We start from the raw sequence: 25,103 nt of genomic DNA on the forward strand, positions 1-25,103 counted from the left end.
CTGAAACGGGCGCCGCAAGAGGCGCCCACGAAGGTTGAAGGTTAAAGAGCGATAGCGAAGGTGCCGTCTGCCTTGACCGGCAAATAGCGCCGATAGAAGTCGAGGTAGTTGGCAAGCGGATCCATCTCCTTGAACAGGCTCGGATAGAGCGCCTTGGCCATGAACTGGACCATGGTGTAATCGAGCAGCGTGCGGGAGGCGCCCTGGTAAATCCCATAGATGCGCTTTTCCTTCACCGCTGGCAGGTTCGCCCAACCTTTACGCTCGGTAAAGGCCTGGAGCCGTGCCCGAGCGAGCGCGGGATTGACACCCTGGCCCAGCAGCACGGCGGTGGGGTTCTGGGTGGATTCAGTGCCGGTGAGGAAGATGACCTCGGGTTTGGAGACCAGAACCTGCTCGGGGTTCATGGGGCCGTACCATTCCACAAAGGGGGCGGCGATGTTGTCGCCGCCAGCCAGGTGGCCGAGCGGACCCCACATGCCCTTGCCATAGCTGAAGCCATATTCGTCAGGCCCCTTGTTGCCAAACTCCACGTAGAAACGGGGCTTGGGCAGATTGGCTGCGGCGATCCGGCCATGTACTTCGTCGATGGCATGCTGGTACTCGTCTGCGAGCTGGCGAGCGCGAGGCTCGGTGCCCGCAATCTTGCCGAGCAGCAAGGTACTGGCCTTGTGATTGGCGGGGAGTTCCATGTTGTAGTCCACGACCACCACGGGCAGACCGGCCTGTTCGAGACGGGCCACGTCCTGGCCAAGACCTTTGTATTGCCAGTCGGCCAGAACGACGACGTCGGGTTTGAGGGCGAGCACTTTTTCCACCGAGAAGGTCTGCACTTCTACCTCGCCTACGTCGGCTATCTCCTTGAGGGACGGGCGATGGGCGGTAAAGAGGGACCAGTTGGCAGGACGCCAGCCTTCCCAGGCCTCGCGAGAGATGCCGACGACCCGATCGAAGGCCTGTTCGCCACCGACGGCCATGTAGTCTTCAAAGTAAAATGCGAGCACTACCCGCTTGGCGGGGAGATCGACCTGGACTTCCCGTCCCAGCACATCTGTCAGGGTTTCAACTTTCGCCTGTGCGGTGCCAAACAAGCAGCAAAGGCTTGCCAGCACCAGGCTGGCATAGCGGGAGAAAAGTGTCATCTGCGTGTGAACTCCATCTTGTCTTGTGGTTTTTTGTCGTTTTTGTCACCGGCAACCTGAGGTCGCCGGTGGGTTCTCCACCGGGTGGAGGAGGGAATGAGCCGGAGAGACCCCGGCCCGACACTTAGTGCGCGTTGTGCTGATGAATGCCCAGCATGAAGGTGCCCTGGGGACGGATGGGCAGGTAGTGCTGGTAGAACGCCTGATAGGTGGCCAGGGGGTCGAGATCCTGGAAGAGGTCCGGATAGAGGGCCTTGGCCATGAACTCGATGAGGGCGGCATCCATGATGCTGCGGGTGGCGCCGTGATAGACCGCGTAGAGGCGACCCTGCTTCACCGCAGGCAGCTCGCTCCAGCCCGGACGGGCGGCAAAGCCTTGCAGACGCTGGCGCACAGTCTCTTCCGACACATCCTGGCCGACCTGCATGGCGACGGCACTGCTCACGCTTTCGTAGCCCGCCATCAGGATCACCTCGGGCTTGCTCGCCAGCAGTTGTTCCGGGTGGATGGGACCCCAGCGATCGACGAAGGGGGCGGCCACGTTGTCGCCACCGGCCAGCAGGGCCATGGCGCCCCACATGTCCTTGCCATAGGTGTAGCTGTACTCGGCCGGACCCTTGTCACCCAGCTCGATGTAGACCCGGGGCGGCGTGCGCTTCGCGGTGGCGATGCGGGAGGTGATGGTGTCAATCTTGGCCTTGTACTCGTCGGCCATCTTGCGGGTACGGGCCTCCTGGCCGGTCAGCTTGCCAAGCAGCAGGGTGCTCGCCATGTGCTGTGTCAGGGTCTGGGCGTTGTAGTCGATGACCACCACCGGGATCCCCGCCTGTTCAAGGCGTGGCAGGTCGGCGCTCAGGGCCTCATATTGCCACTTCGCCAGGATCACCAGGTCGGGCTTGACCGCCAGGGTCTTCTCGATGGAGAAGCTCTGATCCTGCACGTTGCCAAGGTCCGGCACGTTGGCCAGTTGTGGCTGGCTGGCCACGTAGAGAGACCAGATGGCGGGACGGGACTTCATGAACCAGCCCAGGGACATGCCCACCAGGCGTTCGGCCCCGCCTTCACCGGCCACCGCCAGGTAATCTTCGGGATAGAAGCCGAGCACGATGCGGTTTGCCGGAAGGCTCAGGGAGACCTTGCGGCCCATCACATCTTCCACTTCAACGGGGGGGGCGGCCTGCGCCATCCAGCTTACCAGGACGAGCTGGCCGAGCAGCAGCAACTTTGCCAGGGGGTGACGAAACATCTTGTAGCACCTCGAGAATAGAGACGGTCAAAAAAGAAAGTGAGAACTATTGCTATTCGCGAGCGCAAAAGCAACAAACGTTTGTGTCATCCCCTCTCTTGTTATTTCTGTCATTACTGGAACCGGTTCCACAAGAGCACCAGGAGAGAGTCCCATCCCCCGGTTTTCTGCCTTCTCGGGCCACGCAGGGGGTGGCGCCCGGTATGGCGCCCATGGATTTGCCCATGATCCAGTGTCTGTGAGTGGGGTTGCTCACGAAATGGTACCGGGCAGAGGCCTGCCGTAATGCTCCCCCCGTCTGCCCCGGCGCCGATGTCGATCCCTGACAGAGGCCGCCAGCAGGGGCTAGGGGTGGCGACAACTTCCTGCGCAGCGATGGCAGACACTGCCCATTCGGGTATTGCCCGTCACCTTGGCGCAACATTTTGTTGTCATTGTTAGCCAGCTCGCAGCAGCCTCGGCATCGACGGGGCAGAGTGGGCGCGCAGTTTCGGCCGGGGGCTGACATGCCTCCCGTTGATGGCTGCATCCAAGGTGCTGCGGCCCGCCTTGTGCGGGGCGCCAATAACATGATCTGCAAATAAAAAAGGAAACTGACCATGTCAGGAAGACACTCTCTGGTGGCGCTGGCCGTCGGGCTGGCGCTCGCTGGACAGGCACAGGCGCAACTGCTTATCACCGAATACCTGGAAGGGTCCGGCAACAACAAGGCGCTGGAGCTGAGCAACCTCGGCAGCGACGCCGTCGATCTCTCCCAATACCGGCTGGCACTCTACGCCAACGGCAAACCCATCAGCGAATCACCCACCAACAGCCTGGCGCTGCAAGGCACGCTGGCCCCGGGCGCCACCCTGGTGCTGGCCAACCCCTCTGCAAATGCCGAGATCCTGGCCAAGACGACCCAGACCAGCGGCAACCTGGTGTTCAACGGTGACGATGCTCTGGTGCTCTATCGCGGCAGCGAGATAGTGGACAGCGTCGGCCAGGTGGGGGTGGATCCGGGCACGGCCTGGGTGTCGGGGAGCGTCTCGACCCTGGACATGACACTGCGCCGCAAGGCCACCGTCACCATGGGCCGCACTGATGCGACGTCGCCTTTTGATCCGGCGCAGGAATACGTGGCGGCCCCGAAAGATGACGCCAGTGGCCTGGGTTGCAGTGGCGATGGCCCCTGCGATGGTACCCAGCCGCCCGCCTTCGTCTGCCCGGTGGATCAGTTGGTGCCGGTGCCCGCCATTCAGGGCCCGGGCAGCAGCAGCCCGCTGGTGCCGGCCGGCAAGTTCGAATCGGAACAGGCCTATGCCACCCGCGGCGTGGTGACCCAGGTAGTGAGCGGCCTCTACAAGGGCTTCTTCATTCAGGATGAGCAGGGGGACGGGGATCCGGCCACCTCCGACGGCCTCTTCGTCTACAGCACCAAGGCCAACGCTGCCATCGTGCCGGGGGCTGAGGTGTGCGTCTCGGGCAAGGTGAAGGAGTATTTCAATCAGACCCAGATCAACGCCGACGAGCTGGTGGTGACTCGGCCCGCTGGGGCAGTGCCGGCGGCAGTGGATCTGGTGCCGGTGGCGGGCGAGAGCCTGAGCCAGCTGCTGGAGCGTCACGAGGGGATGCAGGTTCGGCTGGTGCCGGGTTCCAGCCTGGTGGTGACCCGCAACTTCAGCTTCGATTACGACGGCAAGCGCAACAACCTGGTGCTGGCCTATGGCGCGCCGCTCATCAAGTCGACCCAGAAGTTTGCCGCCATGAGCCAGGAGGCGAGCGACTGGGCCCTTCGCAACCAGCAGAACCAGCTGGTGGTGGAGACCGACGCCAAGGCGCCGGATGGCGTGCTGCCCTGGTATCCCGGCTTCAATGCCGAGGACGGTTACCTGCGCATCGGCGACAGGCTCAACGGGCTGGAGGGGGCCCTCGGTTACTCCTACAACCTGTTCAGACTGGTGGCCAGCAACCGCATTGACGCGAGCCAGATAGATCACAGTGGCTGGGATCGGGTGGAAACCTCCGAGCTCGCCGAGGCGGGGGATCTGCGGGTCGCGAGCTTCAACGTGCTCAACTTCTTCACCACGGTCGTGGGGGGCGATGCCAACCCCACCGGTAGCAACCGGGGCGCCCTGACGGTGGCGGAGTTCGAGTTGCAGCGCACCAAGATCGTCAGCGCCATCACCCGCCTCAACGCCGACGTGGTGGGGCTGATGGAGATCGAGAACAACGGCTACGGCGACAACTCCGCCATCGCCAATCTGGTGGCGGCCTTGAACGCCGCCCAGCCGGATGAGGCGGATCACTACCGCTGGATTGCCTCGCCGGATGGCAAGCCCATTGGCACCGACGCCATCACGGTGGGGCTCATCTACCGACCCGCCAGCGTGAGCCCGCAAGGGGCCGCCAGCCTCATCGCGCTGCCGGTGCAGCAGGCCGAGGCGGTGGACGCCAGCGGCAAGCCGGTGACCATCAATCAGGGGATGCGCGAGTCGCTGGTGCAGCGCTTTAGCTCGCCCAAGGGGGATGCGCCGCTGACCCTGGTGGTCAACCACCTCAAGTCCAAGGGCTCCGCCTGCTTCGAGGATTACCCCGACTACGCCACCGCCGATCCGCTGGATGGTCAGGGCCACTGCAACGCGCTGCGGGTCTCTGCCGCCAAGGTGCTGGGAGAACAGCTCAAAGAGTTGGCCGGGGATCTGCTGCTTATCGGCGACATGAACGCCTACGGCATGGAGGATCCCATTCGGGTGCTGACCGACTATGATCCGGCCGCCCAATCGCGCCAGATCATGAGCGCCTCCTTCACCACCCTGGCGGGCCAGCCCTTCGAGGAGAGCGGCAGCGCCCTTGGCAAGGGGTATGGTTTTGTGAACCTCAACACCCGCTTCCACGGCACCGACACCTACTCCTACAGCTACGAAGGGGAGCTCGGCAACCTGGATCACGCCCTGGCAAACCCGAGTCTCGCGGCCAAGGTGATCGGCATCGAGGATTGGCACATCAACTCCGCCGAGAGCAACTTCTTCGAGTACGGCAGCAAGTACAGCGGCCAGCTGGCGAAATCCGAGGGCCCCTTCAGCGCCTCGGATCACGATCCCGTGCTGGTAGCCATCCAGTATCCGCTGCCACCCGCCGGGGTATTGAGCCTCGAGAGCGCCGCTGCGAGCGTGGAGGAGGGCAACACTCTGGTCTTGAGCGTGGCGCGCCGTGACGGCAGCTATGGTGAGGCCAGCGTCAGCTACCGCATTGCCTACGGCAGCGCGGACGCAGGCGACGTGGCACCCCTCACCGGCACCCTGCACTGGGCCGCCGGACAGAGCGACAGCCAGACCATCAGCATCCCGGTGAAGAGCGATACCCTGCGCGAAGGGGACGAGACCTTTACCCTGGAGCTGTTTGACCCGAGTGGCGCGACCCTAGGCGAGCAGCACCAGACCCTGGTGACCATCAAGGACAAGCTGGCGCCGTCCACCATCTCGCTGGCGCGCGCCAGCCTGACGGTGAACGAGGGGCAGTGGTTTGCCGAGATCCCCCTGGTGCGAAGCGGCGATCTGAGCAAGCCGGCCCGGGCCCGGGTGGCCCTTGACGGGGTCACCGCGCGCTGGGGACTGGATTTCCTGCCCTGGTTCGGCCAGACGGTTAGCTGGGCCGCGGGCGAGGGGGGCAGCAAGTCGGTCAAGGTGCTGATCATCGATGACTGGTTCGTCGAGCCCACCGAGCAGTTCAGGGTGAGCCTCGATCGGGTGGAAGGGGGCCAGCCCGGCGCCCTGCAGCAGACCCGGGTCGACATCCAGGACAACGACAAGCCCTGGTGGCCCTTCGGTCGCCACTGAGGATGATTGAGCAAAAGAAAGGGGCCTGCGGGCCCCTTTCTGTTGAGAAAACGTTTGTTGGGAAGACCTGTTGCAGACAGGTGGGGTTGCGAAGATGAAAAAGGCCCACCGTCATGGTGGGCCTTCCTCATGGCAGGGCGCTCCTAACGGAGTATCAACCCTGCGCGTTGCTCAGTACCAGCTTGCCATCTTTGACCGGAATGGTGGGGCCGGGTTGCTTCTCCATGCGTACCACCCCTTCCTGGCCAGCGAGGCGGTAGGTGACGTCATAGCCGATGGTGCGGGTGCTGCTCTCCTGCACCGTTTTGCAGCGCTGCTCCGTGGTGGTGTAGGTATCACCCGCCTGCATGTTGCCCTGCACCTGATTCCCGGCATAACCCCCTGCCACGGCACCGGCGGCGGTGGCCACCTTCTTGCCGCTGCCACCGCCAAACTGGTGGCCGACCACGCCGCCCAGGGCTGCGCCAACCACGGTACCCAGGATCTTGTGCTCGTCCTGCACCGGCTTGCGGTGGGTCAGGGTGACGTTGCGGCACTCCTGACGCGGCGTCTTGATGGTCTCGGTCACCGGCTTGCTGGCCAGCACCTCGGCAAACTGGGGCTCTGATGAAAACAGGGATCCGCTGGCGACCGCCGACAATGCCAGCGCAGAGGCCACACCGATCCCGACACCTGCCAACATGGATTTGTTCATCACTCTTCTCCTCGTACTCATACCCGTTGAGGGCTTGGGATCATTCTTCGCATTTTGCGCCGCAGGCTCAAGGCAAGGGCCACGGGATCGCGACAGGGGCTGACTGCGCAAAAAGTGACCGCGCAAAAATAGCGTCGGCGATTGGCGACAGGGAGAGCAGGGCCGAGGGCCCCTAAGACGTTTCGCTAATACCTGGGATCTGGCCCCCTTGATACCCTTTCATCCGGTTCCAGCCGGTATCCTGGCCCCGCATCAGGGCGCAATGCCGGTCGTGGTGAACCGCGAGAGCCACCCCGTTTTGTGTCCCTGTGAGGAAGGATCCGATGACAGAGCAGAACATGTACGACGCCGGCCTTGGCAAGACGCCCGCCAATTTCGAGGCGCTGACCCCCTTGAGCTTTCTGGGGCGGGCCGCCCGGGTCTATCCCGACTATCCGGCGCTGATCCACGGGCCCCTGCGCCAGAGCTGGGCCCAGACCGAACGCCGTTGCCGCCAGCTCGCCTCGGCCCTGCGCCGTCGCGGCATTGGCGAGGGGGACACCGTCTCCATCGTCGCCCCCAATGTACCGGCCATGTTCGAGGCGCACTTCGGGGTGCCCATGAGCGGCGCCGTGCTCAACACCATCAACACCCGGCTCGATGCGGACGCCATGGCCTTCATCTTCCAGCACGCCCGGAGCAAGGTGGTGCTGGTGGACCGGGAGTTTGGCGCCGTGGTGCGAAAGGCGCTCTCTCTCATTGACAGCCAGCCCCTGGTGATCGCCATCGACGATCCCCTCTACCGGGAAGGGGAGCTGGTGGGCGAGCTCGACTACGAGGGGTTCATCGCCCTGGGGGACGGGGACGAACCCGGCTGGCTGCCGGCGGACGAGTGGCAGGCCATTTCCCTCAACTACACCTCCGGCACCACGGGGAACCCCAAGGGGGTGGTCTATCACCATCGCGGCGCCCACCTCAATGCGATCAACAATGCCCTCTCCTGGGAGCTGCCCAAGCACCCGGTCTACCTCTGGACCCTGCCGATGTTCCACTGCAACGGCTGGTGCTTCCCCTGGACCCTGGCGGCCACCGCCGGGGTGAGCGTCTGTCTGCGCCACGTGCAGGCGGCGGCCATCTACGGGGCGCTGCGCGAACACAAGGTGAGCCATTTCTGCGCCGCCCCCATCGTGCTCAATATGCTCAACAATGCCGATCCGGCACTCAAGCAGGGGCTCGACCACCCCATCAAGGCGATGACGGCGGGGGCAGCGCCACCCGCCACCGTGATCGCCGGCATGGAGGCGATGGGGATCGCCGTGACCCATGTCTATGGCCTCACCGAAACCTATGGCCCCTGCGTGGTGTGCGAGCCGCAAAGACGCTGGCAGGGGCAGGATGCCACCACCCTCTCCCGTCTCAAGGCGCGTCAGGGGGTGGCCTCCCCCCTGCAAGGGGAGATGCGGGTCATCAACCCCGTCAGCGGCGAGCCGGTCTCCATGGATGGCAAGACCCTGGGAGAGATAGTGCTGCGGGGCAACATCGTCATGAAGGGCTACCTCAAGAACCCGGCGGCGAGCGAGGAGGCGATGGCTCAGGGATGGTTTCGAAGCGGGGATCTCGCGGTCTGGCACCCGGACGGCTATGTGGAGATCAAGGACAGATCCAAGGACATCATCATCTCCGGCGGGGAGAACATCTCCAGCCTGGAGGTGGAGGACGTGCTCTATCGCCACCCCGATGTGGAAGAAGCCGCGGTGATCGCCATGCCGGACGAGACCTGGGGGGAGGTACCCTGCGCCTTCGTCAAGCTCAAGGAGGGGCGCGAGCTCACCCAGGCCGAGCTCATTGCGTTCTGCCGCGAGCAGATGGCCCACTTCAAGGCCCCCAAGCGCATCATCTTCACCCCGCTGCCCAAGACCTCCACCGGCAAGGTGCAAAAATTCATGCTGCGCAAGCAGTTGGCGTGACGACAAAGGCGCCGCGCCATCAACGGGCCTGCGGGCCCGTTTTGTGTTGCGTGATGCAAAGAAGCAGGGCCTCGCCGGTAGCGGTCGCCAGCCAACAAGACGTGCCTTTCGAGCCCGTCCCGGCTTACCATGGCCGCCATGTCCCGCCAGCCTGAGGATGCCTGTGAGAAAATCGGACCGACTGTTTCAACTGACCAACCTGCTGCGGGCGCATCAACCCCTGACCGCCCGGGATCTGGCGACGCGCCTGTGCGTGTCGGAGCGCACCATCTACCGCTATATCGACGATCTCTCTTTGGCGGGCATTCCGGTTTACGGGGAAGCCGGGCTGGGCTATCGGCTGAGCGAGGGGTTCGAGATGGCCCCGTTGCAACTGAGTGCGGCCGAGCTGGAGGCCCTCATCACCGGGGTGAACCTGGTGGCGGTGCTGACGGGCAAGGGGATGGCCGATCCGGCCCGCGCCCTGCTCGCCAAGATTGAGGCGGCTCTGCCCGCCAAGGAGGCTCGGGCACCTCGCGTCCCCGTGGTGCGGGTGCCGGACTATTCCACGGCGCACCCTGCATACGCTCGCTGGGACAGGTTGCACGACGCCATCACGGCCGGTCACTGGCTGCACATTGGCTACCGGGATGCCAGCGCCAGCAGGACCGAACGCCAGCTCTTTCCCCTCGGGCTCTTCTACTGGGGCGGATGCTGGACGCTCGGCGCCTGGTGTGCGCTGCGCCGGGCCTACCGGGATTTCAGGGTGGATCGCATCGACACCCTGGCGCCGTGCCGACCGGGAGAAGGGGCACCACCTGGCGCGACCCTGGCCGATTACCTTGCCCTGCGCCAGTCGGACGCGTTTCCCCCTGGGCGCAGTGGCGCCGAAAAGGTCATTCAGGACTGACACAAGGCTGTCAGTAGCCCTTCGTTATGCTGGGTTCTCCAGACCATCCACAACGGAGAAAACGAGATGATCATCAAGGGTGACATGCAAGAGGCAGGGGGCGTCGAATTTGCCACCTTCAGGCTCAGGGAAGGGGTGACGGAGGCTGATTTGCTCGCCCTGTCACGGCGGGTCGAGTCCGAGTTTCTTGTCCAGCAATCCGGGCTCATCATGCACTGCCTGCTGCGCGGCGCCGACGGCCTCTATGCGGACGTGGTGATGGCCCCCAGCCAGTCGCTGGTGGAAGCCTACTGCCAGCAGTGGCTGCACAACGACGTGGCAGGGGAGTACCTGACCCTGCTTGACCATCACTCGGTCAACATGAGCTTCTGGACCCGTATCGGCTGAGGGCGGAGCGGGGCCTGCCATCCCCCGGTGAGATGGCAATCATGAAATGAAACGGGCCTATAGGGCCCGTTTTGTTGAACAGAATTCAATAATTACTTCGTGTGGCGCTTATGCAGGCGCTGCACCACATCCTTCAAACCCAAGCCTTCGTTTTGCAGCAAGACGGTCAGGTGGTAGAGCAGGTCAGCGGATTCGTTGATGAGCTCTTCTCTGTCTTTCGCCATGGCGGCCAGGGCCACTTCCACCCCCTCTTCACCCACCTTCTGGGCGATGCGCTTGGTGCCTTTGCCATAGAGGCTGGCGGTGTAGCTGGTGGCGGGATCTGCCCCTTTGCGTGATGCCAGGATCTGTTCGAGCTCGGCCAGGAAACCGAGCGGCGGCACGGGGTGGCCGTCGAAGCAGGAGGGGTTGCCCAGATGGCAGGTGGGGCCGACCGGGTCGGCGGCAATGAGCAGGGAGTCCTGATCACAGTCGGTGGTGATGGCGACGAGCTTGAGCACATGGCCCGAGCTCTCGCCCTTGGTCCACAGGCGCTGCTTGCTGCGGCTGAAGAAGGTGACCTGGCCGGTGGTCTGGGTCTTTTCCAGCGCCTCGCGGGTCATGAAGCCCTGCATCAGCACTTCGCCGCTGAGGGAATGCTGGACGATGGCGGGGATCATGCCCTCACACTTGGCCCAGTCCAGGCGCTCGGCCAGCGGCAATGCATTGTCTACTGCTTGATTATTCACGGATGGCGACTCCTTCGTTTTTCAGCCAGCGTTTCAATTCGGGAATGGGAATGAGGCCCTTGTGGAACACGGAGGCGGCCAGCGCCCCGTCCACGTCGGCCAGGGTAAAGGCATCGCGAAAGTGCTCCATGGCCCCGGCGCCGCCGGAGGCGATGAGGGGCACCTTGCACACGGCGCGCACCAGCTTGAGCTGCTCAAGGTCGTACCCCTGACGCATGCCGTCCTGGTTCATCACGTTGAGCACTATCTCCCCCGCGCCCCGGTGCTGCACTTCCTGTACCCACTCCAGGGTGGTCCAGGTGGTGGTGCGGGTGCGGCTCTCGTCGCCGGTAAACTGTTTGACCTGATATTGACCGAGGGCGGCATCGAAGTAGGAGTCGATACCCACCACCACGCACTGCACGCCGAAGCGCTCGGCGAGCCGGGTGATCAGGGTGGGATCGGCCAGGGCGGGGGAGTTGATGGAGACCTTGTCGGCACCGAATTCCAGGATCTGGCGGGCATCCTCCACGCTTTTGATGCCGCCGGCGACGCAGAAGGGGATGTCGATGACTTCCGCCACCCGGCTTACCCAGCTCTTGTCCACTACCCGTTCGTCGCTCGAGGCGGTGATGTCATAGAAGACCAGCTCATCGGCGCCCTCGGCGGCGTAGCGGCGGGCGAGGTCGACAATGCCGCCCATCACCTCGTGGTTGCGAAACTGCACGCCCTTGACCACCACGCCATCTTTGACGTCGAGACAGGGGATAATACGCTTTGACAACATGCTCATTGCTCCATGTAAAGCACGGTTAAAGAAACGTCGTTCTGCCGCCGGCGTTGGCCCGGGCGGCGGACGGGAACACGGTTGGCATGCCTTGAACGGGGGCCCATGAAGGGAGAAACGACAGGCCCGGCAGGCCGTCTCGTCGCCTCTGGGCACCCCACTATATGCATGACTTCATTCAGTGATTCAACCCTTTGTCGCCCTTCACCTGCCCCGGATGGCAGGCTGGCGCCTCGGGGAGGGGAGCCCGATCGTCCGGGTGGGTCTCGTCCGTTGCCATATGCTGGCGCAGGGTGAGCAGGGCGGCATCAAAATCAAACGCCTTCAGTTGCCTGGTCAGGGTGTCGCTGCGAGACCCCAGCATGAGGCGAAGGGGACCGGCATACTGCTCGTAGAGGGGGATCACGGCGGTGTCGCTTTGCACCAGCAGGGCTTCCATCTGGCCCAGCAGTTGCTGGCGCCAATGATCCCCCAGGGGCACCAGATCGGTGGTCGGGGTGGCGAGATCGTCCCCGAGCAGAGCGCAAAGGGCGGCGATCTCTTCATCGATGGATGACATGAGTCCGGTGGGCTCAGTGTTGCCGTCCGCGATGGCCTGCTCCAGGGCCAGGCAGTGGTGCGACAGCTCATGTGCCCCCAGGGTGCTCGCCACGCCGCGCAGGCTGTGGACCATGCGGGTTGCATCGCTGTGCTCCCCGGCCTGCAAGTGGCGGTGCAGCCGGGTCATGTCCTGGCCATGCTCATGGATGAAGTAGCGAAGCAGGGCCAGGTATTTCTCCTGATTGCCGTTGAGGGCCGCCAGCCCCTGGTCGAGATCCAGACCCGGGTGTGCCTGCAGGCGGGCAAGGGGGCCTGTCACGGGATGGCGAGTGCTGTCGTCCGGGGCAAGCTCGGGGACCTTGCCCTGGGGCAGCCAGCGCTGCAGGGCTTCAAACAGCTTGGCGGGGGTGACGGGCTTGGCAATGAAATCGTTCATGCCGGCCGATGCGCTCGCCTTTCTGTCCTCCTCGAAGGCGCTGGCGGTGAGCGCCAGGATGGGCAGCCTGTCCATGCCGGGCAGGGCCCGGATGGCGCGGGTGGCGCTGTAGCCATCCATCACCGGCATCTGTATGTCCATCAGGATGAGGTCGAAGGGGTGCTGGCTGACGAGGGCCAGGGCCTCCTGGCCGTTGACGGCCGTCTCGATGACGAGGCCGCTGTGGCACAGGAGCTCAAGCACCACTTCCCGGTTGATGGCGTTGTCTTCCACCAGCAGGATCCGGGCGTGGCGAGGGAAGCTGAAGGCCTGTTGGTTCCCCTGCTCGGACGGGGTCCGGGAAGGAGCGTCCTCCTTTGCCTTGAACAGCCTGGCGGTAAACCAGAAGCAGCTTCCCTGGCCTGGCTCGCTGGTGACCCCGACCTCGCCCCCCATCAGGGCGGCGATCCGGCTGGTGATTGCAAGGCCAAGGCCAGTGCCGCCATATCTGCGAGTGGTGGAGACATCCGCCTGTTCGAACGCCTGGAACAGCTTCTCGCGCTGCGCAGGGGTGATGCCGATGCCGGTGTCTTCCACCTCGAAGCGCAGCAGGTAGCCGGTGGTGAGGGGGCGGGCCAGCCTGACGCGCAGGGTGACGGTTCCCTGCTCGGTGAACTTGATGGCGTTGGTCGCATAGTTGAGCAGGGCCTGGCGCAGGCGGGTGATGTCGCCGTGCACCCAGGCGGGGGTATCGCCGATGTCCGTCACTATGGTGAGCCCCTTGGCCCTGGCCTGGTCGTTCATCAGGGCGCGGACGTTGTCCAGCATGGCGGTGAGGGAGAAATCGGTCAGCTCCAGCGTCATCTTGCCCGCATCGATCTTGGAGAGATCCAGGATGTCGTTGAGGATGCTGAGCAGGTGCTGGGCGGCAGTGTCTATCTTGGTCAGCCGTTCGAGGTCGGTGGGATCCCGGGTGTCGCGCTTGAGCAGATAGGTGAGCCCCAGGATGGCGTTCATGGGGGTGCGGATCTCGTGGCTCATATTGGCAAGGAAGGCGCTCTTGGCGTGGTTGGCGCTTTCGGCCCGCTGGTGGGCCTGGGCCAGCTGCCGGGTGCGCTCGTTGACCATCTCCTCCAGGTGGTAGCGATACTGGTCCAGCTCCTCGCCGAGCTGCTTCTTCTCGGTGATGTCGGCCTGGACCGTGACGTAGTGGGTGATTTCGCCGCTCTCCTGGCGGATCGGCGACACCGTGGCCAGCACCTGGTAGTGGGAGCCATCCTTGCGCTGGTTGATGAATTCGCCATGCCAGCGCTGGCCGTGGTTGATGGCATCCCACAGGGCGACATAGCTGGCATCCGGGGTGAGGCCCGAGCGCAGCAGGGACGGGGTCCGGCCTATCACTTCGTGCTGCTGGTAACCGCTGGCGGCGAGGAAGGCGGGGTTGACGTACTCGATGCGCGCCCGGGTGTCGGTGATGAAGACGCCGTCAGGGCTCTGTTCGAGGGCCAGGGACAACTGGCGCAACTGCTGCTCGGCCAGCTTGCTCTGGGTGATGTCCAGATGGATGCCAAGGAGGCGCACGGGCCGCTGCTGGGCGTCCCGGTAGACACTCCCTTTGCTCACCAGCCAGCGGATGCCGCCATCTGGCAGCAGGATCCTGAACTCCAGCTCGACGGGGGCGCCGCTGACCGCCCGCTCCGCCAGCAACTGCTCGATGCGGGGCCTGTCATCCGGATGCAGGCAGGCTTGCCAGGCGGCCAGCTCGCCGAGCGCCTCGGCACTGCGGCCATAGAGGCGGGCGCATTCCGGCGAGAAGAAGAGGCGGTTGCTGACCATGTCCCATTCCCAGATGCCGACATGGGCCCCTTCCTGGGCCATCAGCAGGCGCTGTTCGCTCTCGCGCAGGGCGCTGCTGACGGTTTCGGCGCGCACCCGTGCACTGATGGCGTCGTCCATCAGGTTCAGGGCTGCGAGGCGAGCACGACGCTGGGTATCGAGCGCCATCTGCTGATTGTGTTGCAGGCGCTGCTCCGCGAGTTTGCGCTCTGTGATGTCCTGCACGGTGCCGTAGAGCTCGAGTATGGTGCCATCCCTGTCCCTGAGCGCCGCTCCGCGGGCAATGACCCAGGCGGTCTCCCCCTGCTCCGTGATCACTTCGGCATCGCACTCGTAGGGCTGCCCGTCCATCCTGCAGCGCTCGACGGCCTGGGCCACCGTGTGCCACCCCTCCTGGGTGAAGTATTTTCTGACCTCGGGATAGACGGCGGGGGGGAGGGCCGGATCCCGGCCATAGATGCGATAGATCTCCGGTGACCAGAAGTGGCTGTCATCGGCCACGCGCCAGCGCCAGTTCCCTATCTTGGCGAGACGCTGGGACTCGCGCAGTATGGCTTCGTTGCGGCGCAGCGCCTCCTCGGTCTCCTTGTTCTGCCGGTTGTCCTCGATGATGGAGATGAAGTAGTCGGGATTGCCTTCGGCGTCGCGCACCAGGGCCACCGTCAGAGTGGTCCAGATGATCTCGCCCCCCTTGTGCAGGTAGCGCTTCTCCAGGGTGTAGTGGGGGATAGTTCCCGCCAGCACCCGGGCCACATGGGCCTCATCGAGGTAGAGATCGTCCGGGTGGGTCAACTGCTGGAATGTCATCCCGGTGAGCTCGTCGGCCCGGTAGCCCAGGATGTGGCACAGCCGCTGATTGACACGCAGCCAGTGTCCATCGGGGGAGACCAGGGCGATGCCGACCGCCGCCTGTTCGAAGGTGACCTGGAAGCGGTTCTCGCTCTGCTGCAACTGGTTCTGGGTGTTCATCAGCTCCTGCCAGCGCAGGACCTCTCTGGCCCGGGCGCGATGAAAGGCGGCACTGAGCACGCTGATGAGCAGACCGTTGGCGATGAGCAGGCACCATTGCACCAGATCCTGGCCAGCCTCGACACTCAGTGAATAGATGGGGGGGAGCATGAAATAGCTGGTGACCAGGGCGGTGATCAGAGTGCAGAGCAGACCTGGCAACAAGCCCCCCAACAGGGCGCAAACGATGATGGGCAACATGAAGAGAACCAGCAGCGGTCGCTCGCCAAAGGCGATGGGCAGCTGGACCCGGATTTGCAACATCAGAACGGGCAGCAGCACGGCCAGCAGGGAGATCCCCCAGCGCTGGGTGGAGGGGCGCACATGCCACAGGGGTGACCAGCTCATCATGGGAGATCCTCCGGTGGCATGGGGGCCTGGGGATAGGGGGGCGGCACTCCGAGCTGACGGGAGAGCCCGTTGATCTGGTGCTTGAGGGCCAGCATGGCGAGTTCCCTGTCCACCATCACCTTGTTGAACCGCTCCAGCTCATGGTTCTGCTGGCGCAGCTCGCTGGCCTGGCGGGTAAGGGCCTGTTCAACCTGCTCCCGTTCGGTGACATCGAGCAGAATGCCGATGATGGCGGGCTGGCCGAGGTAGTCGACGCGCCGCCCGTACAGCTCGACCTCCAGGGATTCCCCGTGCTGATGCAGGGCACTGAAGCGGGTGTGGATATCGCGCGCGTCCTGCTCGCACGCGTGCACCAGCTCGGCGACCCTGGTGCTGTCCTTGGGAGCGGCAAGGGCGTGTAACTGGCCAACGGCGATCAGCGCCCCCGGGGTGTCATAGCCAAACAGTCGGGCAAAACAGGGGTTGATGTAGCAGAGCCGACCCTGCTGGATGATGTAGATCCCGGCAAGGGATTGCTCCACCAGTGCACGGAACAGTCCCTCGCGCTCTCGCAAGTCGGCCTCGGCCCGTTTGAAGTCCGTGATGTCCCGAGAGATGCCGAAGATCCCGATCACCTGCCCCTCGCTGTCTTGCAAGGGGCCTTTGGTTGCGAGAAACACATGCTCGCCATCGGGCAGGGTCAGGTACTCCTCCTCGGTCTGCACCCGGTTGCGCTCTATGACCTGGCGCCCGGATGCCATCAGCATCTGCGCCTGCTGCTGCGGGAAGAGCGTCAGATCATCCTGGCCCAGCACCTCGTCAACCGGCTTGCCGACAAACTGGCTGGCGGCCCGGTTGAAAAGGATGTATCTGCCCTCCTTGTTCTTGGCGAAGATGGCGTCTTCCGAGCTGTCGGCGATGGCGGAGAGCAGTTGCAACGCCTCCAGCCGCTGGGACTGGGAGTGCTGAAGCTGCTCGGCCATCTGCAGCCGGGTGTGCTGGCGCAGCAGGATGATGCCGGCGTTGGTGACAAAGAGCACCAGCAGGCCGATGAGACCGATCCAGACGCTCTCCTTGAAGGTGGCCTGGTAGAGTTCCGCCTTGTCGATCTTGGCCAGCAGGTACCAGTCCGTGTTCATGACCGGATAGACAACCCCGAAGACCTCGCTGCCCCGGTAATCCTGGCCATAAAGCACCTGGGGCGTGCCGCGTTCGGCGAGCCGCAAATACTGGGCTGCCAGCAGGGTGGGGTGGGTGACGGGATAGTGCAGGGTGAGAGCCGGTTCCGGGCGATAGCGCAGGCTACTCAGATAGTGGACCTGATCCCCCTGCTGGCGAAACAGAATGGCTTCTCCGCTGCTGTCTGGGACGGGCCAGGCCCCCAGGATCTGATCGAGCCAGCGATTTGCGCTTATCTGCATCACCAGCACGGGGGCAGGTCCTGCAGCAACCTCCAGATTGACCAAAAAGTCCAGCCTGGCGTGACCGCGATCATCGAGATAGGGACCAAGACGCATGACGTTGCCCTGCTCGAGCCGTGGCAGGGCGTCACGCAACGTGGCATTCATGGTGTCGCCACCCGGGGTATGCCACAGGGGCTGTCCGGCAGGATTGAACACGGCCGCACCGTGAAATCCGCGTACCGAGATGAATTCGAGCAGCCTTGCCAGTGGTGGCGTGATCGCTTCGGGTGAGGATGGTGCTTGTCCGGGACGATAGAAATCAGTACTGCCCAGACCCTTTATGAGCTGGTGAATATCCTGCTCGTGGGTTCCGAGCCACTCGGTGACGCGCTGGCTCTTGAGATCCGCGATGGCTTCGAGACGAGCCACCTCCTTGTTGCGTGCCAGTTCGATGTTGCGGGCGATGGCCATGGCGGTCAGGGCCAGAATGAGCCCGTTGAGCAACAGGAAGGGGATCCATTGACGCCTCGTAAAGACAGGTGTGCTGCCGGTGGTGTCAATGCGACGACGAAGCATGGCATAAAGCATGAGGGCCGTGATGAGGATGAAGAGCCAGCCCTTGATGGTGCTTGCCATGGCGAACTGGGCAGGGGTGCTGAACAGCCACTCCACCGCCTTGTCGGAGAGCAGGATCCACAGGCTTGCCACGGCGGCATAGGTGAGCACGACGTTGAGCACATGTGCCCGGGTCAGGGGAGCCTCAGCCATCCACGGCCTCGCTGCCATCCTGGTAGCGTTCGGCAATGGTGACGAACGCGTCGAAATGGCGATCGAAGGCGGTCACGACATCGGGATCGAAATGGTGGCCACTGCCGGAGAGGATGAGGGCGCGAGCCTCGTCGTAGCTCATGGCCGGCTTGTAGACCCTGGCGCAGATGAGGGCGTCAAACACGTCTGCCAGCGCCATCAGGCGGGCCGAGAGGGGTATGGCGTCCCCTTGCAAGCCATCCGGGTAGCCGCTGCCATCCCACTTCTCGTGGTGCCAGTGGGCGATCTCCTTGGCCAGGGTGAGGAAGGCCAGGGGTTGCTCCATGTCCTGTTCGGCCTCCTCGATGGCATCGCTGCCGAGCTTGGCGTGGGTGCGCATGATCTGCCACTCCTCCGGGGTCAGCTTGCCCGGTTTGAGCAGGATGTGGTCGGGAATGCCCACCTTGCCGATATCATGAAGCGGTGCGGAGCGGCTCAGCAGGTCGATGTAACCCGGGGTCAGGGTATCGGCGAAACGGGGGTGATCAGCCAGGGCGCTCGCCAGCAGACGCACATAGCCCTGGGTGCGCAGGATATGGTTGCCGGTTTCGGGGTCGCGGATCTCCGCCAGATGGGCGAGAGCTCGGATGGAGACCTGCTGGATCAGGTCGTTTTCCGCCATTCGCCGCGCGACCTCGGCTTCCAGCGCCGCATTCTGGTTTTGCAGACCGTCACGGGCCTGCTTGGCCTCCAGCTGGGTACGCACCCGGGCCTGAACGACCACCGGTTTGATGGGCTTGGTGATGTAATCAGCGGCGCCGAGGGAGAGGCCGAACTCCTCGCTCTGGGGGTCGGCGAGGGCGGTGAGCAGAACGACGGGAATACGGCTGCTGATCGGGGACTGACGCAATTGCCTTAGCACTTCATAACCATCCATGCCGGGCATCATCACATCCAGCAGGATGAGGTCAGGCTTTGGATCCGCGCTGACGATGCGCAGGCATTTTTCCCCGCTCTGCGCAGCCAGCACGCGGTAATGAGGCGAAAGCAATTCGGTCAGTACCATCAGATTTTCGGGTGAGTCGTCGACGATCAGGATGGTGGCGTTGTGAGGTGTCAACATATGTCTTCCATGACGCTATCCCTGTGAGGTCGAGTATAGAGCCAATTGCTGCCAAATCATAAGGTTCGCCCCCATCGGGGAGAAAGAGGCCTGCCCGGATGGGCAGGCTGTCTGATGCCGGAAAGGGGCGCGTCACGCAGCGCGGCCGTCACCCCAGCAGTGAATGGCTTCTGCCACGTCAAACTTGCCCTCCAGCAGGGCACGGCCGAGGATGATCCCCTTGACGCCGGTTCCCTTGAGCGCCTCGATATCCGCCAGGCCGCCGATACCGCCGGACGCCTGGAAGCCGACGCTCGGGTAGCGGGCACAGAGATCCCGGTAGAGTTCGACGTTGGTGCCCGCCAGGGTACCGTCCCGGCTGATGTCGGTGCAGAGCACGTGTCTGAGTCCGGCGGGGAGGAAGCGCTCGATCAGCGCCTCGATGGAGATGCCGCTGTTCTCCTGCCAGCCAGCCACTGCGATGTGGCGGTTGCCCTGTTCATCGATGTTGACATCCAGGGCCAGCACGATGCGCTCGGGGCCATATTTCTCCATCCAGCTGGCCACCAGATCCGGGGATTTGACGGCGGTGGAGCCGATCACCACCCGGCTGGCGCCGGCCGCCAGCAAGTCAGCCACATCCTGTTCGCTGCGCACGCCGCCGCCGACCTGCACCGGTGCCTCGGTGGCGGACAGCAACTGGGCGATGAGGGCCAACTGGCGGGCCTTGGCATCCTTGGCGCCGTCCAGATCCACCAGGTGCAACTGAGCCGCCCCCTGGCTGACATAGTCATCGAAGCGGGCCTGCGGGTTGTCGCTGTAGGCGGTTTTCTGGCCGTAGTCGCCCTGGTAGAGGCGCACGACCTGACCATTGATAAGGTCTATTGCGGGAATAATCATGCCTGTCATAGCTCCAGAAAGTTTTGCAGTAGGCGGGCACCGGCCGGGCCGGATCGCTCCGGGTGGAATTGGGCGCCAAAGAAGTTGTCCCGCCCGACGATGGCGGTAAAGGGCAGGCCGTAGTCGCAGGTCGCCAGGGTCGCGTCGGTCACCTCCAGCGCATAGGAGTGGACAAAGTAGAAGTAGCTGCCGCTGGGGATGCCTTTGAGTAGCGGGTGGGTCTCGTCGTGTGCAATCTGGTTCCAGCCCATGTGGGGCAGGCGCAGGTTGCCCACCTCCATCAGGCGGATCCTGCCAGGCACGATGCCGAGGCAGTCGATGAGCGCTCCTTCGCTGCCATCGGCGCTCATGTTCTCTTCCGAGGCCTGTGCCAGCATCTGCATGCCGAGGCAGAAACCGAGCAGCGGCTGCTTGGCGGCGCGAATGAGGGGCACCAGTTCCCGCTCATTGAGGTTCTTCATGGCGGCGATGGCGGTGCCGACGCCGGGCAGGATCAGTTTGTCCGCCTGCTCGATGTCGGTGGCCTTGCAGCTCACCCTGGGTTGCACGCCGAGGCGCTCGAACGCCATGCGCACCGAGGCGAGGTTCGCGCAGCCGGTGTCGATGATGACCAGGTTCTGCTTCCCCATCACAGCACCCCCTTGCTGGAGGGAAGCTCGCTCCCTTCCACGCGAATGGCCTGGCGCAGGGCGCGGCCAAAGCCTTTGAACAGCGCCTCCACCTGATGGTGGGTGTTGCCGCTGCCCACCTTCATCTGCAAGGTGATGGCCATGGCGTCAGAGAGGGAGCGGAAGAAGTGGGGCACCATCTCGGTGGCCATCTCTCCCACGCTGTCGCGACCAAAGCCGCTCGGGCAGTCGAACACGAAGTAGGGACGGCCGCTCAGATCCAGCGCCGTGGCCACGTCCAGCTCGGTCAGCGAGGTGTTGTCAGCCTCCTGGCGGGGACGCCCGTCGATCACCGCTTGCACCTCGTCCATCGCCAGCACGAAGCCGAAGCGGCCGATGCCGCGCTTGTTGCCAAGTGCCTGGCGCAGGGCTTGACCCAGTGCCAATCCCACATCTTCCACCGTGTGGTGATCGTCGATGTGCAGATCGCCGCTCACTTTGAGCTTGAGGCGAAAGCCCGCGTGGGTCGCTATCTGATCCAGCATGTGATCGAAGAAGCCGATGCCGGTGGCGATCTGGTTGCCACCGCTCTTGTCGAGATCCACCGCCACCTGGATGCGGGTCTCCTTGGTGTAGCGCTCCACCTCGGCCACGCGCCCCTTGGAGAGCAGCTGATCACGAATGGCAGTCCATCCGTGATCTTGCGGGTGGTAGCGTATGCCGCGGATGCCCATGTTTTCGGCAAGCTGGATGTCGGTCTGTCTGTCGCCAATCACGAAGGAGTTGGCAAAGTCGATGCGGCCCGAGGCGAGATACTCCTTCACCAGCCCAAGGTGAGGCTTGCGGCAGCTGCAACCGTCGGTGGGGAAGTGGGGACAGATCAGCACTTGCTCCCAGGTGACGCCCTGGGATTCGAAGAGGTGCATCATCAGGTCGTGAGGCGGCTGGAAGTTTTCAAGGGGCAGGCTGGCGGTGCCGAGCCCATCCTGGTTGGTCACCATCACCAGCACGTAGCCGGCGGCCTGGAGCTCACGCAGCACAGGTATCACCATGGGCTCGAAGCGCAGCTTCGCAAGACTGTCCACCTGCTTGTCGGTGACCGGCTCCTCGATCAGGGTGCCGTCACGGTCGATAAACAAAAACGGGGTTTTCATCGCTACATCCTTGCTTGTCTTACAGAGAGGGTGGGGGCAGGTCACGCAGCACGGCCAGCACGGCGTCCATTTCGCCCTGATAGCCGATGGTGATGCGGATGCTGTTGTCAAGGCCAGGCTTGCTGGAGAAATCACGCAAGATGATGCCGGCGGCCTTCATGGCGGCGAACACGGCGGCGCCATCCACGAAGCGCACCAGCACGAAGTTGCCCTTGTCCTCGAACACTTCCTTGACGCAGGGCAGACGAAGCAGCTCCGCCTTGATGAGCGCCTTTTGCTTGTTGAGCTCCTGCACCCGCTCCTGCATCAGTTCCAGCCCCATGGGAGAGAGCGCCTGGGCGGCAATCTGGGCGATGGGGTCGGGAATGGGGTAGGGCGCGATCACCTTGGCCAGCATGGCAATCACCTCGGGATCCCCCAAAGTAAAGCCGCAGCGGATCCCCGCCAGCGCGAAGGCCTTGGAGAGGGTGCGGGTCACCACCAGGTTCGGGTATTGGGCCAGCAGGTCCACCACGGAGGCCTCCGGGCAGAACTCGATGTAGGCCTCGTCCACGACGATGATGGCGCGGTCCCGTGCCTTCTCCAGCAGGGCGACGAGTCCCTTGCGGCCCACCAGATCCCCGGTGGGATTGTTGGGGGAGCAGAGGAACACCAGCTTCACGTCAGAGAGGCGATCGGCGATGGCGGGCCAGTCCGGCTGACGGCTGGCGGTCAATGGCTGCTCGACAATCCCCACGCCACAGGTCTCGGCGCTGATGGCGTACATGCCGTAGGTGGGGGGGCAGATGAGGATCTGATCTTCCCCCGCCTCGCAGAAGGTGCGGATCAGCAGCTCGATGGCCTCGTCGGCGCCGCGGCTCACCAGCACCTGATCCGGATTGATCCCGGCGTAGGCGGCATAGCCATTCACCACCTCGGCCGGCTGGCACTCGGGATAGCGGTTGAGGCGGCTCCCCTCGACGGTGAAGGGATAGGCCAGGGGTGCCTCGTTGGCATTGAGCCAGACGTGGCCCTTGCCGCCGATGCGGCGAGCGGACTGGTAGGGTGTGAGAGCCCGCACGACGCGACGGGCCAGATTGACGATGCTCATGACAAATCCTTCTGCTGTGCTGTTTGTTGGGGCTCGGCGGCCAGGGCGTTCAACCTGAGGGTGACGGCATGCTTGTGGGCATCGAGTCCCTCGGCCTGGGCGATGCGCTGGACAATGGGGCCAAGGCCGCGAATGCCGTCTGCAGTGAGCTCTTGAACCGTGTAGCGGCGCTGATAGTCGGCAAGCCCCAGGCTCGAGCAGGTGCGGGCATAGCCGTAGGTGGGCAGGGTGTGGTTGGTGCCGCTGGCGTAATCACCGACCGATTCCGGAGTCCATGCCCCAAGGAAGATGGAGCCCGCGTTCTCGAGCTTGTCCAGCAGATCCCGGGGGGCCCGGGTCTGCACGATGAGGTGTTCCGGGGCATAGGCGTTGGAGATGGCGCAGGCCTCCTCCAGGCTGTCGCAGAGGATCACCAGGCTTGCCTTCAGGGCTTGCTCGGCGATGTCGCGGCGGCTGAGGTCGGCGAGCTGCGCCTGGAGCTCGCTGCCGATGGCATCGGCCAGGGAAGCGGAGGTGGTGACCAGCACCACCTGGCTGTCGGGGCCGTGCTCGGCCTGGGAGAGCAGATCCGATGCCACGAAGGCCGGGTTGGCGCTCTCGTCTGCGATCACCAGCACCTCGGAGGGGCCGGCTGGCATGTCGATGGCGGCGCCCCGCCAGTCACGGGAAACCTGCCCCTTGGCTTCGGTCACATAGGCGTTGCCCGGGCCGAAGATCTTGTCCACCTTGGGGATGGTCTGCGTGCCATAGGCCATGGCCGCGATGGCTTGGGCGCCGCCGATGGCGAACACCTGGCGAACGCCACAGGCGCGGGCGGCAAACAGGATCTCGTCGCTCGCCGGAGACGGGGTGCAGAGCACCACCTCACGGCAACCGGCCAGTCTTGCCGGAATGGCCAGCATCATCACGGTGGAGGGGAGCGGCGCGCTGCCTCCCGGGACATAGAGGCCGACCCGGCTGATGGGTTGGGTGCGCAGCTCGCACAGTACCCCGGGTTGGGTTTCGACTCGGACGACGGGCTGCACCTGGGCGGCGTGGAAGGTACGGATATTGGCGATGGCGGCCTCGATGGCGCCCTTGATGTCATCACCGAGTCGAGCGCAGGCGGCATCCACTTCCGCGTCGCTCACCCGAAGCTGTTCGCGGGGCGCGCGTTCGAAACGCTGGCTCAGCTCGCGCAGGGCCTCATCGCCCCGGCTGCGTACCGCGGCAATGATGTCTCGCACCACGGTACCGATGTCGGCTTCGTCGCCAAGGGCGGGCCGGGTCAGGACCTCGGCTTGCCGGGCGGGGGAGAGGGTCTTCCAGATCAGGGTCTGCATGATGTGTCTTCCTTATTCCATCATCTCGGCTTATTCCATCATCTTTTCAATGGGCAGCACCAGGATGGAGCTGGCACCCAGGGCCTTGAGCTGTTCCATGGTCTCCCAGAACAGGGTTTCGCTGGAGACGACGTGCAGGGCCACCTGGTTGGTGTCACCGGCGAGCTGCATGATGGTGGGACGCTCCGCCCCCGGCAGCAGATCGGTGATGGCATCGAGCTTGTCTTTGGGGGCGTGCAGCATGATGTATTTGCTTTCGCGCGCCTGCTGCATCCCCTGGATGCGGGGCAGCAGCTTGTCGATGAGTTTCTGCTTGGCATCGTTCAGGGGGTTGGGAGCCTGCACTAGGACGGCCTTGGAGCGGTAGATCACCTCGACCTCTTTCAGGCCGTTGGCTTCCAGGGTCGCGCCGGTGGAGACCAGATCGCAGATGGCATCGGCCAGACCCGCGCGGGGGGCCACTTCCACCGAGCCACCCAGCATCACGCTCTTGAAGCCCAGGCCCTTCTCGTCGAAGAAGCGCTTGAGCAGACCGGGGTAGGAGGTGGCGATGCGCTTGCCGGCCAGGCTCTCGGGTCCTGTGTAGTTGACATCGTCCGGCACCGCCAGAGAGAGGCGGCAGCCGCCGAAGTCGAGCTGCTTGAGGGTCTTCACCGCAAAGGGCTGCCCCTGGGCTGCGCGGATGAGCTGCACCTCTTCGAGAACGTTCTCGCCGATGATGCCAAGATCGACCACCCCTTCCATCACCAGGCCCGGGATGTCGTCATCACGCACTCGCAGAATGTCGATGGGCATGTTCTCGACATGGGCGATGAGGCGCTGTTCCCGCAGGTTGATCTTGAGGCCGCAGCTCTTGAAGAGGGCCTGGGAATCCTGGCTCAGACGACCGGATTTTTGCATGGCGATGCGCAGACGTTGTGTTTCCATTGCTCGATTTCCTTCTAGTCAAAAACGAAAAAACCCTCGGAAGTATGTGCTTCCGAGGGTTCATGAATCTTGCGGTCCTTTTGGAAGTCACCAGTTAAGTGTCTT

Annotated in this window: 18 protein-coding genes and 1 other annotated feature (1 of these 19 cut by a window edge); of the genes, 4 read left to right on the forward strand and 14 right to left on the reverse strand. The window is 64.0% G+C overall.

Annotated features, from left to right (window positions below; translation table 11 throughout):
* Nucleotides 1-41: 41 nt before the first annotated feature.
* Together ACB037_RS09060 and ACB037_RS09065 are read right to left on the reverse strand one after the other, a co-directional pair.
* Nucleotides 42-1,142, reverse strand: coding sequence for an ABC transporter substrate-binding protein (locus ACB037_RS09060; RefSeq protein ID WP_103243162.1), 1,101 nt, complete (start codon nt 1,140-1,142; stop codon nt 42-44).
* Nucleotides 1,143-1,266: 124 nt separating this feature from the next.
* Complete coding sequence (locus ACB037_RS09065) at nt 1,267-2,388, reverse strand: ABC transporter substrate-binding protein (RefSeq protein ID WP_371175227.1); 1,122 nt, start codon at nt 2,386-2,388, stop codon at nt 1,267-1,269.
* A gap of 599 nt (nt 2,389-2,987) precedes the next feature.
* Here ACB037_RS09065 and ACB037_RS09070 point away from each other — a divergent pair.
* A complete protein-coding gene (locus tag ACB037_RS09070) occupies nt 2,988-6,206 on the forward strand; it encodes an ExeM/NucH family extracellular endonuclease (protein ID WP_371175228.1) in 3,219 nt (1,072 codons plus the stop codon).
* A gap of 154 nt (nt 6,207-6,360) precedes the next feature.
* Here ACB037_RS09070 and ACB037_RS09075 read toward each other — a convergent pair whose 3' ends face one another.
* Nucleotides 6,361-6,900 (reverse strand): glycine zipper 2TM domain-containing protein, encoded by a 540-nt coding sequence (locus ACB037_RS09075; protein WP_010674678.1) that lies wholly within the window; start codon nt 6,898-6,900, stop codon nt 6,361-6,363.
* Nucleotides 6,901-7,223: 323 nt separating this feature from the next.
* On the opposite strand from ACB037_RS09075, the gene ACB037_RS09080 reads away from it, so the two are divergent.
* From ACB037_RS09080 to ACB037_RS09090, 3 genes are all read left to right on the forward strand, one after another.
* On the forward strand, nt 7,224-8,846 hold the full coding sequence (locus ACB037_RS09080) for an acyl-CoA synthetase (protein ID WP_371175229.1): 1,623 nt from the start codon (nt 7,224-7,226) through the stop codon (nt 8,844-8,846).
* Nucleotides 8,847-9,036: 190 nt separating this feature from the next.
* A complete protein-coding gene (locus ACB037_RS09085) occupies nt 9,037-9,735 on the forward strand; it encodes a YafY family protein (RefSeq protein WP_193550731.1) in 699 nt (232 codons plus the stop codon).
* 66 nt (nt 9,736-9,801) lie between these two features.
* Nucleotides 9,802-10,122 carry a hypothetical protein gene (locus ACB037_RS09090; RefSeq protein ID WP_042881380.1) on the forward strand — a complete coding sequence of 107 codons (321 nt, stop codon included), beginning with the start codon at nt 9,802-9,804 and terminating at the stop codon, nt 10,120-10,122.
* 92 nt (nt 10,123-10,214) lie between these two features.
* On the opposite strand, the gene hisIE is transcribed toward ACB037_RS09090, so the two are convergent.
* From hisIE to hisG, 11 genes are all read right to left on the reverse strand, one after another.
* Nucleotides 10,215-10,850 (reverse strand): bifunctional phosphoribosyl-AMP cyclohydrolase/phosphoribosyl-ATP diphosphatase HisIE, encoded by a 636-nt coding sequence (hisIE, locus tag ACB037_RS09095; protein ID WP_371175230.1) that lies wholly within the window; start codon nt 10,848-10,850, stop codon nt 10,215-10,217.
* Entirely contained in the window at nt 10,843-11,616 is a 774-nt protein-coding gene (gene hisF / locus ACB037_RS09100; protein WP_103243155.1) for an imidazole glycerol phosphate synthase subunit HisF, read from the reverse strand. The genes hisIE and hisF overlap by 8 nt, the downstream gene beginning before the upstream one ends.
* Nucleotides 11,617-11,794: 178 nt before the next feature.
* A complete protein-coding gene (locus ACB037_RS09105; RefSeq protein ID WP_371175231.1) occupies nt 11,795-15,766 on the reverse strand; it encodes a PAS domain S-box protein in 3,972 nt (1,323 codons plus the stop codon).
* On the reverse strand, nt 15,763-17,916 hold the full coding sequence (locus tag ACB037_RS09110; protein ID WP_371175232.1) for a PAS domain S-box protein: 2,154 nt from the start codon (nt 17,914-17,916) through the stop codon (nt 15,763-15,765). The genes ACB037_RS09105 and ACB037_RS09110 overlap by 4 nt, the downstream gene beginning before the upstream one ends.
* A complete protein-coding gene (locus ACB037_RS09115) occupies nt 17,909-19,018 on the reverse strand; it encodes a two-component system response regulator (RefSeq protein WP_010674688.1) in 1,110 nt (369 codons plus the stop codon). Before ACB037_RS09115 ends, ACB037_RS09110 begins: the two co-directional genes overlap by 8 nt.
* A gap of 132 nt (nt 19,019-19,150) precedes the next feature.
* The gene (gene hisA, locus ACB037_RS09120) at nt 19,151-19,897 is read right to left on the reverse strand and encodes a 1-(5-phosphoribosyl)-5-[(5-phosphoribosylamino)methylideneamino]imidazole-4-carboxamide isomerase (protein ID WP_045524835.1); all 747 of its coding nucleotides are present in this window, start codon (nt 19,895-19,897) and stop codon (nt 19,151-19,153) included.
* Nucleotides 19,898-19,902: 5 nt separating this feature from the next.
* Entirely contained in the window at nt 19,903-20,526 is a 624-nt protein-coding gene (hisH, locus tag ACB037_RS09125; RefSeq protein WP_104455912.1) for an imidazole glycerol phosphate synthase subunit HisH, read from the reverse strand.
* Nucleotides 20,526-21,659, reverse strand: a complete 1,134-nt coding sequence (gene hisB / locus ACB037_RS09130) for a bifunctional histidinol-phosphatase/imidazoleglycerol-phosphate dehydratase HisB (protein ID WP_042017604.1) — start codon at nt 21,657-21,659, stop codon at nt 20,526-20,528. Before hisB ends, hisH begins: the two co-directional genes overlap by 1 nt.
* 19 nt (nt 21,660-21,678) lie before the next feature.
* The gene (gene hisC, locus ACB037_RS09135) at nt 21,679-22,749 is read right to left on the reverse strand and encodes a histidinol-phosphate transaminase (protein WP_252593463.1); all 1,071 of its coding nucleotides are present in this window, start codon (nt 22,747-22,749) and stop codon (nt 21,679-21,681) included.
* Nucleotides 22,746-24,071, reverse strand: a complete 1,326-nt coding sequence (gene hisD, locus ACB037_RS09140) for a histidinol dehydrogenase (RefSeq protein WP_371175233.1) — start codon at nt 24,069-24,071, stop codon at nt 22,746-22,748. The genes hisC and hisD overlap by 4 nt, the downstream gene beginning before the upstream one ends.
* A gap of 30 nt (nt 24,072-24,101) precedes the next feature.
* A complete protein-coding gene (hisG, locus tag ACB037_RS09145) occupies nt 24,102-24,998 on the reverse strand; it encodes an ATP phosphoribosyltransferase (protein WP_010674694.1) in 897 nt (298 codons plus the stop codon).
* Between the two features lie 28 nt (nt 24,999-25,026).
* Nucleotides 25,027-25,103: a sequence feature (His leader region), on the reverse strand (it continues 48 nt past the right edge of the window).

The sequence above is a fragment of the Aeromonas sp. S19(2024) genome (assembly GCF_041402625.1).
GTDB classification, from domain to species: Bacteria; Pseudomonadota; Gammaproteobacteria; order Enterobacterales; family Aeromonadaceae; genus Aeromonas; species Aeromonas caviae.